Origin of the sequence: Metabacillus malikii (genome assembly GCF_030813355.1) — a bacterium.
GTDB lineage: Bacteria > Bacillota > Bacilli > Bacillales > Bacillaceae > Metabacillus > Metabacillus malikii.
The window spans coordinates 1-12,657 of sequence record NZ_JAUSUD010000020.1 but is presented as its reverse complement, the minus strand read 5'-3'; the positions used below and the strand labels follow the sequence as shown (position 1 = coordinate 12,657).

General features: G+C 33.5%; 14 protein-coding genes. 5 read left to right on the top strand and 9 right to left on the bottom strand.

The window, feature by feature from the left end:
- Positions 1-271: 271 nt before the first annotated feature.
- A complete protein-coding gene (locus J2S19_RS16895) occupies positions 272-451 on the bottom strand; it encodes a hypothetical protein (RefSeq protein ID WP_307344318.1) in 180 nt (59 codons plus the stop codon).
- Positions 452-581: 130 nt separating this feature from the next.
- A complete protein-coding gene (locus J2S19_RS16890; RefSeq protein WP_307344317.1) occupies positions 582-1,118 on the bottom strand; it encodes a DUF3267 domain-containing protein in 537 nt (178 codons plus the stop codon).
- A gap of 301 nt (positions 1,119-1,419) precedes the next feature.
- Here J2S19_RS16890 and J2S19_RS16885 point away from each other — a divergent pair, with 301 nt between their 5' ends.
- Positions 1,420-1,755 (top strand): YhaI family protein, encoded by a 336-nt coding sequence (locus tag J2S19_RS16885; RefSeq protein WP_307344316.1) that lies wholly within the window; start codon positions 1,420-1,422, stop codon positions 1,753-1,755.
- 3 nt (positions 1,756-1,758) lie between these two features.
- Here J2S19_RS16885 and J2S19_RS16880 read toward each other — a convergent pair whose 3' ends face one another.
- Positions 1,759-2,349, bottom strand: coding sequence for an HTH-type transcriptional regulator Hpr (locus J2S19_RS16880; protein WP_307344397.1), 591 nt, complete (start codon positions 2,347-2,349; stop codon positions 1,759-1,761).
- A 319-nt stretch (positions 2,350-2,668) separates the two neighbouring features.
- Positions 2,669-3,022, bottom strand: a complete 354-nt coding sequence (locus tag J2S19_RS16875) for a YtxH domain-containing protein (protein WP_307344315.1) — start codon at positions 3,020-3,022, stop codon at positions 2,669-2,671.
- Between the two features lie 619 nt (positions 3,023-3,641).
- Between J2S19_RS16875 and yhzF the strand changes: the two genes are divergently transcribed.
- The gene (gene yhzF, locus J2S19_RS16870; RefSeq protein WP_307344314.1) at positions 3,642-3,836 is read left to right on the top strand and encodes a membrane protein YhzF; all 195 of its coding nucleotides are present in this window, start codon (positions 3,642-3,644) and stop codon (positions 3,834-3,836) included.
- Between the two features lie 118 nt (positions 3,837-3,954).
- Here yhzF and J2S19_RS16865 read toward each other — a convergent pair whose 3' ends face one another.
- The 3 genes from J2S19_RS16865 to J2S19_RS16855 form a co-directional block, all read right to left on the bottom strand.
- Positions 3,955-4,482 carry a tryptophan transporter gene (locus tag J2S19_RS16865; RefSeq protein ID WP_307344313.1) on the bottom strand — a complete coding sequence of 176 codons (528 nt, stop codon included), beginning with the start codon at positions 4,480-4,482 and terminating at the stop codon, positions 3,955-3,957.
- A 129-nt stretch (positions 4,483-4,611) separates the two neighbouring features.
- Entirely contained in the window at positions 4,612-5,694 is a 1,083-nt protein-coding gene (gene serC / locus J2S19_RS16860) for a 3-phosphoserine/phosphohydroxythreonine transaminase (protein WP_307344396.1), read from the bottom strand.
- Positions 5,695-6,235: 541 nt separating this feature from the next.
- Entirely contained in the window at positions 6,236-6,661 is a 426-nt protein-coding gene (locus J2S19_RS16855) for an HIT family protein (RefSeq protein ID WP_307344312.1), read from the bottom strand.
- Positions 6,662-7,503: 842 nt separating this feature from the next.
- On the opposite strand from J2S19_RS16855, the gene J2S19_RS16850 reads away from it, so the two are divergent.
- Genes J2S19_RS16850 through J2S19_RS16840 form a run of 3 tightly spaced genes read left to right on the top strand, consistent with a single transcriptional unit; the run spans position 7,504 to position 10,168 of the window.
- Positions 7,504-8,250 carry an ABC transporter ATP-binding protein gene (locus J2S19_RS16850; protein WP_307344311.1) on the top strand — a complete coding sequence of 249 codons (747 nt, stop codon included), beginning with the start codon at positions 7,504-7,506 and terminating at the stop codon, positions 8,248-8,250.
- Positions 8,237-9,460 carry an ABC transporter permease gene (locus tag J2S19_RS16845; RefSeq protein WP_307344310.1) on the top strand — a complete coding sequence of 408 codons (1,224 nt, stop codon included), beginning with the start codon at positions 8,237-8,239 and terminating at the stop codon, positions 9,458-9,460. The genes J2S19_RS16850 and J2S19_RS16845 overlap by 14 nt, the downstream gene beginning before the upstream one ends.
- A 3-nt stretch (positions 9,461-9,463) precedes the next feature.
- Positions 9,464-10,168, top strand: coding sequence for an EcsC family protein (locus J2S19_RS16840; RefSeq protein WP_307344309.1), 705 nt, complete (start codon positions 9,464-9,466; stop codon positions 10,166-10,168).
- A 306-nt stretch (positions 10,169-10,474) separates the two neighbouring features.
- On the opposite strand, the gene J2S19_RS16835 is transcribed toward J2S19_RS16840, so the two are convergent.
- Positions 10,475-11,659, bottom strand: a complete 1,185-nt coding sequence (locus tag J2S19_RS16835; protein ID WP_307344308.1) for a M20 family metallopeptidase — start codon at positions 11,657-11,659, stop codon at positions 10,475-10,477.
- Between the two features lie 213 nt (positions 11,660-11,872).
- Positions 11,873-12,160: an HNH nuclease-like protein HlpB gene (gene hlpB / locus J2S19_RS16830; RefSeq protein WP_370875164.1), complete on the bottom strand. Its 288-nt coding sequence runs from the start codon at positions 12,158-12,160 to the stop codon at positions 11,873-11,875.
- Between the last annotated feature and the right edge of the window lie 497 nt (positions 12,161-12,657).

Genomic DNA, 12,657 nt, shown 5'->3' with positions numbered 1-12,657 from the left:
ATTTCCCTAGGTAGCCACTTTTATAGGGAGGACAAAAGTATCTATGTAGTAAGGGTCTAAAATTAGTAAATAAGTTGTAATGATCCAGAGAAGTATAAGCTAGGAAAATCAGTATTAGCTAACACTATTATTCTTTAAGAAATCACTTTGGGTATGCATTACGAGGATGACTAAGAAAGGCCGATAAAATTAAGAAAATAGGCAATAAAAAAACTGACAAAGTTATTTGCCAGCTTACACTAGGTACAGTGTTCTTATGATTGCTAATTTTCTACGTAAATAAAATTTCTATGTATGAAGAGATTAACAAAATTGTAATAAGAACGTTTATTGTTCGAAATACTTTTGTTTGTCGGTCTTCAGGAATCTCACGAACTAAGCATAGTGTATTTGTAAGCTTGTTAATGTAAAACAAGATAAAGACTGCAAACAAAATGAAGAGAATTAACATTGGAGATCCCCCTTCCCTCATTATACATATTAGATTACCAAACTATTTATTAAAAAGATAGCATAGAACGTTGAGAATTGTTTATGGATTATTTATTAATGTAAGAATAATAGGCTTAAAATTTACAATATTATCTATCAATCAATACTTCATACCCATCTTCAAATTCTTCTATCATGCTCGTTTTTGGAGCAAATATTAAGTGTTTAATAAAAATGAAATCAGGGACACATAATCCAATATGAAAGGCCATCGCAATACAGATATAATGAATATACGAAGTAAAGGACAAGCTACTTAAAAGGAGTAAACTAGTTATTATGAGAAATGGTGCCAAAAGGGATATAATCATACTTCCCTTTTTTATACTATTACAAGCTTTCACTTCTAGAACAGGTATCATAAAATAATATTTTATTTTTGTTGATACACGGCAACCACTAATTAATAATGGGAGAGCATGAAGTAATTTATGGATTGGTAACAGGCTAATATATAACAGAACAAAAATAATGAAATGTTCATCGTTTAGACGATTGTTAGGTAATAATAAATTTATAGGTAGATAAGTTAAGATAAAAACAAAAATCATTGTTATAATTGAAAGAAACAATATTCTAGATTGACCAATATCTTTAGATAGATTAATTGTTTTCCAACAGGTCATCATTTCACCGTCCAAACAGATAATAAATAAAGTACTCTCATACTTTACGACGGAGCGTTAAAAAAAGCAAGATGGAAAATACAATTGGAAACGCTTAATAAAAAAAAGTGACAAAATGCTTAAATGATGCGGTTATTTTTAAGGATTGAGTTGTTAAAATAAGTTTAAATAAGTATATTTTTAGGCATACATTGCGAACGGTTTATAAATTACGTAAACAATGAGAACGACCTTTCATTCATGGAATAAATGCTATAAAATAAAGGTCAATACCGTATTTTTATAAGAAGGAAGGTACGAAATGGAATCTTTAGAAACTCGTCTTGCAACATTGGAATATTATCAACAATTATTATTAGAAATGATTGATTCAGACAAATGTCCCTTTTATCGGCTAGTTATGGAAAGAGGGTTAACGAAAAGCGAAGTAGAGGGAGTATATCGTTTATGTGACGAATTAAATGAAGAATATGAACAACAAAAAGCGCAAGGATTAGTCATTTATACTGATCTCCTTACGCAGTTTGCTGGTTTATTAAATGAAAAACTAAACGTGAATGAAACAGTGTATGCAATGATTAAACAAGGTATATATGAGCCTCTGATGAACGAATTCAAACACTTAATCAGTGATTAGTGTTTAACTCGAAGGCAATAATTCTTCATCTGGTGCTACCTTTTTTGAAAGGCTCCCATTTTCCTCAGAAAATGAATCTTCGAGATTATCAAAGGAACGTTCGAAAATCTCCATAAAATCATCACCGTATATGTTACGGATGATACACATCATTTCAATCATTTCTGGAAATTTCCCATATAAATTTTGCAGTGGAAGAGCCCCTTTAAGGACTGAGTTTCTATCAGGACTAAAATCTTCTAATAAGTGTTCAAGCACTTCTTCACCTTGTTTTGTCAATTTGATATACGTATTTCGCTTATCATTCACTTTTTTAGAAAACTCAAGATAGCCTCTTTCCTCTAACTTTTTTGAAAAGTTAAATGCAGTAGAAACATGCATTACTCCGAATTTAGCAATCTCTGAAATCGATGCCCCATTTAAATGGTCAGCTATCCAAAGAATATGGTGCTCGTTAATATTTAAATCATACGGCTTAATCCATTGTTGCCAGTCCTTTTCGATTGACTTCCATAGGGCCTTACTTAATTGTGCAACCCGTTGACTAAATAAAAGGGCTTCTTTCACTGTATATTCCTTTTCATTATGTTTCAACACCGATCACCCCCCGATCTTCCAAAATTGTATTATTTTCTATTATGCCAATAAAATAAAGATTAATAAAGATTAAATTTGCGAAATTTTTAAATATTTTCATAATTCCATCTATATCAACACTTCTAGAGGATGAAAAGTAAGTGGATAAAAGGGTTTCCACTTACTTTTCACTTTAAACGAAAAGTAATTTTTATATGTAGCGGCTTCAATAAAATACAACTTCAATAAGCAAAGAGTTGATATCTCTGCCAAAATTCCAGGTCAATCGGAAAAAAACAGTATTTAATAAACGAACAAGTTAACACGTTCAATGAATTTATTGGATTGATTGTTCAAGTTGTTTTAATTTCCTTTCAACTTCTTTTATTTCTTTTTGTAACTGGGTTTTATGAGGTTCAATATCTTCCTTAAAATGGCCGAGAGATTTCTTGAAATCTGTTGACACCTCTTTTATTACTTTCGAATTGTCCTTAAAGCTTTCCACAAGTTGATTTTTTAAGCTAAGACTATCATTACGCACTTGGTGTACGGAATGACTGATTTTGTTTCGATTATTTTGGAGTTGAGCACGAACTTGTTTACCTGATGAGGGGGTTACAAGTAAAGTAGCTAATCCACCAAGTAATCCACCAACTAATAATCCATACATTAAAGATTTACCATTCGACATGTTACTATCACTCCTAAAAATTGATAATAAAAAGTACTTTACATTAAACTGTTTTCGTAAACATTGTTGCTTGATACTTAGTTGTAGTTTAAGGTTAGTCTTCACCTTCAGTATTCACTTTCCGCGGGGTGAGGTGAGCCTGTATAGCACCGGTGGCCATCTGTTAACAAACTCTTTTATCTCCCTTCATAAGCCACCGTCGATCCGCCATACGGCTTATCGTATTCCCTTTAGTCCTATTCGATCTGTCTGCGTTTGTACGTCATTGGGCAGGCCGCCTACGCAATTCGAACTCCACACAGCGTAAGTGCATGCTCACTTATCACCAGTCTCACACATCCCGTAAGAGTCTCGCATAATATATAAACCATCAAAAAAACGAGTTATAAGAAACATCAAAACCTACACATAGATAAGCTAGGATTCGCATACTTATCTATATATCCAAACTGTTTAGACATGTAGTTTGTTTCATAGGACATGTATTATGGGTACTAAGAATAATAATGAAGTTTGCTATATGTAAAGATTCTTAATTACCCTACTACTAAGGATAACAAATAGTAGGGTATATAGCTAAATTCATTGGAAAATTTTTGAATGTTATAGGGGGATGGGTATGTCAGGTGTTATCTTTTTATTCTTTGTCATAAGTTTATTATTATTTATTGGTGTTTTTCATTACTTTAAGCTATTACAGCAATCTGCATCTTATCCACCTAAAAAGATTGTAAAACAAAAAATTACTGTACTCGCCTCAGGGGGAGCTATCTCGCTATTAATTGGAATTATTTTATTAGTATTCCATGGCTAAAAAGATGAGAAAAAATAATGGGCTATCTCAAGAAAAGGTTTACCCGTTCTATAAACCAATAATATATGGTTTTAGTAGATTAAGCCTTTAGCTTTGAGATAGCCCATATGTGTAGTCATTATGAAGCATTTAGTATAAAATTAGACCTTTTAAAAATAGCTGTAACAATCGGTAAAATTAACACGATCGCTATACCGTTAAAAATCGTAGCAGGAAGAACCACTGTAATGAATAATGCTGTAAATGCTGCACCACCTGGTAAGCCAACTAAAAAAAGTGCAGATGTTAAGAAAATAGTTCCTGAAACAATTGTACAGATAATCGTAAGAGTGGTTGCTACCGCAATTTTTTGAACGTGCTTCTTTACGATAAGCAGTAAACCATAAAATATGAATGCTGTGATGAATTTATCAATCATATTTGGAATTTGTCCACCTGGAAAATTAGTTGTTAAAGCGGATAATATCCCTGTAACAATACTTAACAAAGTTACATTTTTTAGAGTAGGGAACATAATAATTCCAACAAACATCATAATGAGCATCATATCGGGTTTCATCCCATCGTAAAATGGTGGCATGACCATATGAAGCACTGCTCCAATTGCTGCAAAAAGCGATAATGTTACTAAAACCTTCGTATTCATTTCTCATCTCTCCTCAGGCTAAGCTCAAATTTCCCACCCCAATAGTGAACTCATTTCCTATTGCGAGTGAAGTAATATTATTATATCAGTAAACTAAAACAATGAATAGAATATTTTGAAAATAAAAAATTATTTATTTTGATTTCTAAATTCATTCATAAATTCAGCAAGTGCCATACATGCTTCTTTTGGTACTGCATTGTAAGTAGATGCACGGCAACCACCAACAGAACGATGACCTGCAAGTCCGATAAAATGGCGTTCCTTTGCTTCCGCAAGAAATTTTTTCGTTAATTCTTCATTTGGTAGCGTAAATGTAATATTCATTAATGAACGACTATCTTGAGTTGCATGTGCTTTGTAAAAGCCTTCACTATCATCAATTGCTGCATAAATGTAGCCTGCTTTTTCTTCATTGTTTTTCTGAATAGCTTTAATGCCACCTTGTGCTTTTGCCCATTCTAGAACAAGAGATAACATATAAATAGCGAAAGTAGGTGGTGTATTATATAAAGACTTATTATCAGCATGTGTTGAGTATTTTAATATCGTTGGAACATTGGACTGTGCACGTGCTAAGAAATCCTTCTTCGCAATAACGACAGTAACCCCGGATGGACCAAGATTTTTTTGTGCACCAGCATATATCATTGAAAACTTTTCGACATCAATTTCTTTACATAAAATATCACTAGACATATCGGCAATTAAAGGGATTGGACTAGTAGGGTAGTCTTGCCACTGAGTACCGTAGATTGTATTGTTAGATGTAATGTGTAAATATGCACCATCTTCAATGCCATCTAGTGAATAGTCAGTAGGGATATGTGAATAATTAGAATCCTTACTAGATGCAATGATTCTAGTTTCTCCTAAAGCTTTCGCTTCTTTTAGTGCTTTTTCAGACCAAGAACCGGTTAATATGTAATGAGCAGTCTCATTTTCTTTAAGAAAATTCATCGGTATCATTGAGAATTGTAGACTTGCTCCACCTTGTAAAAATAATACCTCGTATGAGTCTGGAATGCCAAGCAGTTCTCTTAATAAGGCATTAGCACGGTTATGGACATCTTCATAGTCTTTACTTCTATGACTAAGCTCCATAACAGACATACCTGTATTATTGAAGTTAACTAATTCTTTTTGTGCTCTTTCTAGTACTTCTAATGGGATTGCTGCAGGACCTGCATTAAAATTATAAGCTCGCAAAATAATTGCCTCCTTTAATAGTTGAAGAGCGAGAGGTGATTCTCAGACACTTCATTGTGATTGGTGTACGTTGAAAATGAAAATTATAAAATAATACTCATATCCTAACATGAAAATTAACGGAAATATAGACTGAATATTTTCATCTTTGTGAATGTTTTATTCGGAAAACGCTATCATTTATAATATGTTTTTAACTATTTATCCATTGCAGTATTGTTGTGTTATATAGAATGTTAACAACCTTTGCTAAGTTATCATTATTATAGTTTTTATTAAGTAATCAATGTGGGGGTGAACTGCAGAATCAGATCGACGATGTCCGTTAACAATTTTGCTATTGAAGGTGAGTGGGAGGGGGTATTCAGAAATAGTGAAAAGAAATAAACGACAGTTATTAAGAAAAGGCTGTTTTCGTAAACGTTGTTGCTTTTTACATAAAACGAAAACTTTTAGAAAACAGCCTAGTAAAAGAATACACTAAGATTAGCTTTTGACTCTCTATTCATTAGAAGTCAGGCACACATAATTATTTGTTTGCAAATTAATTAGTAATACCATCTTCAATCGTTTTTGCTATTTCTTGTAATTGTTCAGTTGTATATTGGTCAGCATGGGACTTCCAAACAGCTCCAAAGCCATCACCTTTTCCGTATCTAGGAATTAAATGCAGGTGGTAATGGAATACTGTTTGCCCAGCAATTTTCCCATTATTATTTAAAAGGTTAAGACCTTCTGGCTGGAATTGTTTTTTGATAGAGTTTGCTATTTTTGGAACAACCTCAAAAACTTTTCCTGCAATTTCTGGTGTTAAATCGTAAACATTTTCTTTATGTACTTTTGGTATAACAAGCGTATGTCCTTTTGTGACTTGACTAATATCTAAAAATGCAACAACATGTTCGTCTTCATATACTTTTGCACTAGGAATTTCTCCATTAATAATTTTGCAAAAAATACAATCGCTCATTAGAAATACACCACTTTCATAAAAATATTATTTGTACTAAATTTCAACATTATTTGTAAAGGGTTTATGCTATTCTGTTGAAAAGGACTAGCTATAGCCGTATTTTACCATAAGATTATCTAATGACACAAAAAGAACAGGGTGATGTGGATGTCACCCTGTTCCTAAAGAAGGGAACTACTCAAAAGCGTGGAAAGATATTTTTATAAACACTTTTCTGTGCTATTACCATTGTTCAAAGCAATCATCCCCTAGTTAAGTTGATCAACATCTTCTTAACATAATGAGAAGTTATCTTTGACAAACACCTCATTTTCTAAATGATGGTTATACATGAACGTTTATTTCAGAAAATAACGGCCTGTCAACACCTCATTTGTCTAATGTGTTATAAACCATTGGATTTGAGTTAAGGTTCATTACCTTTGATAAACACCTCATTTAACATTTATTAAATGCTATCTGATGTGTCAATACCATGGTCCAAAGCAATCATCCCCTAGTTAAGTTGATTAACATCTTCTTAACATGCTGAGAACTTATCTTTGACAAACACCTCATTTATAAAATGATGGTATACAAGCGTCTAATTAAAGAAAAATACGTCCCGTCAACACCTCATTTAATAAGTGTTTAATGCAATGGTACTAAATTTCCAGCTTCATGAGGAAAGTCTGTGACAAGCTAGGTTGTCTGACTCGATATCCCTTCCTCACTAATTATCATGTCCGAATGGATGATGATTATGCAGAGAAAATAAAAAGAATTCTATATGAAACATAGGTGGAAAAATACAACTATTCTGCTTTATGATATGATAAAAAGAAAAGGAGTTTCCAGGTATGACATTGTTACAAGTGAATAACCTTACAGGTGGATATACACGGTACCCTGTTTTAAAAGATGTTACCTTTCAAGTAAACGAAGGTGAAATTGTTGGATTAATTGGATTAAATGGAGCAGGCAAAAGTACCTCAATAAAGCATATTATTGGTTTAATGGAGCCGCATAAAGGTGAAATTAGAATCAACAATAATTTATTTTCAGAAGACCCTGCTGCTTATCGTTCACAGTTTAGTTTTATACCAGAAACACCGATACTTTATGAAGAATTAACATTATATGAACATCTTGAATTAACAGCGATGGCATATGGTTTAGATAAGTCTACCTTTGAGAATAGGTTGAATCCGTTATTAAAGGAATTTAGAATGGAGAAGCGGTTAAAGTGGTTCCCTGCACATTTTTCAAAAGGTATGAAACAAAAGGTAATGATTATGTGTTCATTCTTAATCGAGCCATCCTTATATATTATAGACGAACCGTTTGTAGGACTTGACCCGCTCGCAATTAATTCTTTACTTGAAATGATGGAAAAAGCGAAAAGTCAAGGTTCAGGTATTCTGATGTCTACTCATATTCTTGCGACAGCCGAACGTTATTGTGATGCCTTTATTATTTTACATAATGGGGAAGTCCGAGCAAAAGGGACATTACTTCAATTAAGAGAGCAATTTGGTATGATGGATGCAACACTTGATGATCTTTATATTCAGTTAACAAAGGAAGAGCAAGATGAAGAGCATTGATGAGATTTGGAAGACGAGGTTAAATCATCATATTAATGAGACAAGGTCATATTTAAAGTACATGTTAAATGACCATCTCCTGTTTGTTTTTATATTTCTAGCCGCTGGAGGAGCTGTTGCTTATTCCGGATGGCTCAAAACAGTACCGTCAGACTTCCCGGCTATTCACTTAATGGCGTTAACGTTTGCATTGATTGTAGCTTCGTCCAATGTACGAACGCTCGTAAAAGAAGCAGATATTGTGTTTTTAATCCCTATGGAGCATAAGCTAAAAGCATATTTCAAAAAAGCGTTCATCTATAGCTTTATTACACAATGTTTTGTTCTTGTTGTATTAATCATCGTTTTTTCTCCATTATATTTTGCTGTGACTCCTGCAAATGGGGGCGATTTGTTAATTTGCCTTCTATTTATATTGCTAATTAAGTATTGGAATTTACGAATGAGTTGGAAGATGGAGTTTTATTCAGAGTCTAGTACAAGGTTGGTTGATTTGTTTGTTCGATTCGTAGTAAGTCTCTGTACGATATTTTTTGCCTTTTCAGATGAGTATATGTATTCAATCGTCCTCATTGTCGTCATGTTTCTATATGAAGTCTACTTTTCTAAACAAGTTAGAGCTAGAGCGATGAAATGGGATCAACTTATTAAAAAAGAGGATGCAAGAAAGCAATCGTTCTATAAAATAGCAAATTTATTTACAGACGTACCAAAATTGAAGAAGCGTGCAAAGCGGAGACAATACTTAGATTGGTTATTGAAGCAAGTGAAATATAATCAGGAAAATATTTTCGACTATTTATTTATCCGTGCGTTCCTTCGTTCAGGTGATTATAGCGGAATCGTTATGAGACTCACTATTATTGGTGCGGTAGTTTTATACGTAATTAATAATGAATTAATCGGAAATAGTTTAGTCGTTATTTTACTTTCCTTCCTAACAGGAATACAAATTATGAGTTTATATAAGCATTACGACTTAATAGAACTACCATCCCTTTATCCAAAAGCTGAAAGTAGAAAACTAAGTAGCTTTTTACAAATCATTTATAAAGTTTTACTCGGACAACTCTTCGTATACCTAATCGTTATATTGTTGAAAGGACATGTTGTTACGACAGCTCTTACATTAGGGATTAGTATTGTGTTTATCACAGTTTTTGTTTATGGGTACATGAAATCTCGATTAAGTAGTGAGAAAAGGGTGTAAAGAATGGGCTATGAACTAGAAAAGGCAGAAGAGGCAAGAATATGGAAGCAAAAACTTTTAAAAAAGCCATCAATGTTTGAACGCTCTTCTAAGAAAGTCCAAGGGAAAATAAATCAACTCATACCTGAAAAGATTCATTATGCTATTACAGAAGCTATCAAAAAGATGGTTCAAGCTACGATAATTGGTTCAAACATTACAACAACAGCGAAAAATGTGAATGCACTCACTTTTGAAGAACGTGAAAAACTAGTATTGAATACAATTGAAACGTATAAAAAAACGGCTGCGATTGAAGGAGCATCAACCGGAGCAGGTGGCATACTTTTAGGGATGGCAGATTTCCCGTTATTTCTTAGTATAAAAATGAAGTTTTTATATGAAGTAGCAAGCATATATGGATATAACACTAAGGAAGAAAAGGAAAGGTTGTTTTTACTTTATATCTTTCAACTTGCTTTTTCTAGTGAAACATATAAAGCTCAAACATTGAATCTCATTGAAAATTGGGAAGAAAATAATCAAAGTATAGAGGATGTTGATTGGCGAATATTTCAACAAGAATATCGGGATTATATAGACCTCGTTAAATTACTTCAGGTCTTGCCAGGTATTGGTGCTGTTGTTGGAGGAGTAGCAAACTACAATTTAGTTCAACATCTTGGAGAATGTGCGATGAATTGTTATCGATTACGAATGTTAAAGTAATTGCTATAACGCTATGGAGCTCTGCGTCGTAGGTTATGAAGGGAAGTTTGGTAACTTATTGAAGAAAACAATTTGTAGCTGACATTTACTCGAAACGACCTAATTTATATGAGAATTTGAAAGACATTAACCCCCTGGTAAAGTTGAAAATTGTTTCTTTACTAGGGGGTTATTTTATTGGTATTCTATCATGTCGAGCCTGAGTGTAAGGCTCCTCCAGCATGGTACATTGTTTGGAAGCATGAGGTGCTTTGGCCAAAATTATAGGCTTAGCGCTACCTTGCCACTTAAAAATGCAAGTGCGTGTTAATTTACATTCTCTAATTGATATTGAATAGCTGCCATTCCTAACGTTTTTGCAGCAATGAGCAATGCTCGCTCGTTTATATCAAATTTTGGATGATGATGTGGAAATGCTCGATTTGAATCTTCGGGCATCGCACCGGTAAAAAAGAACGTACCATTTACGCGCTTTAAATAATATGAAAAATCTTCACCACCCATTTGTAGAGGACTTTCCTCAACGACATTCACCTCAGGGATTTTCTCGGCAATTTGTTTTAAAAGGTATGTTTCATCAGCGTGGTTCACAACAGCTGGATAACCCCTTGTATATTGATAATGATATGTAGCATCTGACATTAAACATGTTCCTTCTACTACCTTCTTTATGTCTTCTTCTATTTGTAATCTAACTTCTTCATCAAATGACCGAGCAGTTCCAATGAGTGTTGCTGAATCTGCAATGATATTAAAAGCATTTTCAGATACGAATGAACCGACTGTGACGACTGCAGATTGAACGGGGTCAACCTTTCTGCTGACAATTTGCTGTAAATTGGTTACAACTTGTGAACCAATGACGATAGCATCTTTTGTTTTATGTGGTTGAGCACCATGACCACCTTTGCCGTTTATCGTTATTTCAAATCTGTCTGCAGCAGCCATGAAAGGTCCAACTTTATACTGAATTTTTCCAACGGGCTCTGTTGCCCAAAGGTGTGTACCGAAAATAATGTCTACTCCATCAAGACAGCCGTCTTGTATCATGGAATATGCCCCTCCAGGTGCGTATTCTTCAGCATGCTGATGTATAAGGACGATATTCCCATGCAGTAAATTACGATGTTTGTTTAATACTTTCGCTAACACAAGTAAAGTAGCTGTATGTCCGTCATGACCGCAAGCGTGCATGACACCAGAAACTCTAGATTTATATGGAACTTCTTTTTCATCTTGTATCGGTAGTGCATCAAAGTCGGCTCGCAAAGCAACAGTAGGTCCTTGCTTTTCACCTGAAATTTTTGCAACTACACCATTACCACCTACGTTTGAACGTACTTCTATTCCTATTCGTTCATAGAACTGAGTGATGTACTTTGCTGTATTTACTTCTTGAAAAGAAACTTCGGGATTCATATGTAAATAACGACGAATATCCACCATTTCTTCATAATGGTCCTCTAAATCCTTCATAAAATGACTATACATATATTCGTTCGCTCTCCTATCTATATAAAACTAAGCAGTATGATTAGAATGCTTATAAGGTAAATTCTAGATAAAATATTTAAAATATTCAAGCAATTTAATAGGAGAAGTGGTTAGAAGCCATTAGGGTATAGAGATTAAAGGTTTTGCCTTTAACTGTTTGTTTAGTAAATCATTTGACGTTTCTAAGCTTAAAAACAATCAGATGAAAACTCATCTTTTTTGTCGTCTTTCATTGGATTTTTTTATTTTCATTAATTTTGAAGGAGGCTGCTTTCTAATCCATTTAATAAATTTTGAAAGATTCTCATCATCTTTTAATAACTCGACTGTCGATAAGCGAGACGCTAATTCTTCATTTGTATAGAGAGCGTGGATTTGCTTATGACATGGAATGCAAAGAGTCGCAGTAGGTCCAAATGTACCACCCATTTCTTTAGGGACTAGATGATGAATTGTTGTTTCAACGTCGTTACGATTACAGAGTTCGCAAATATTCAAAAAGAGTTCTCTCCTTAAATGTAATTTAATTAATGTTACTATCATCAGTTAAAAATGTAAGACGGAGATAGTACTTGAAAAGAGAAATATTCATATATGTTTTCAACTTAAATCAATAGTTTGATAAAGTGAATTATGATTAATTGAAAAATTGATATTTACTGTTGACTCTATTATATGATGGTGTTATGATAATAAACGTCGCTGAAACGAGATACAGTAAAATTCTTGAGTAAATTAATTTAACTGTTGACAGTATCGGCTTATGATGTTAAGATGTTAAACGTCGCTTAAACAGGGCATTGAAACTTAACACTTAACACATTAACAAAAATAATAAAAATGTTCTTTGAAAACTAAACAAAACCAAGCGTGCCAACGTTAATTTTTATTAACAACAAACGTACATTATATGTACACAAAACAATTGAGCAATCAAACACTTTATTGGAGAGTTTGATCCTGGCTCAGGACGAACGCTGGCGGCGTGCCTAATA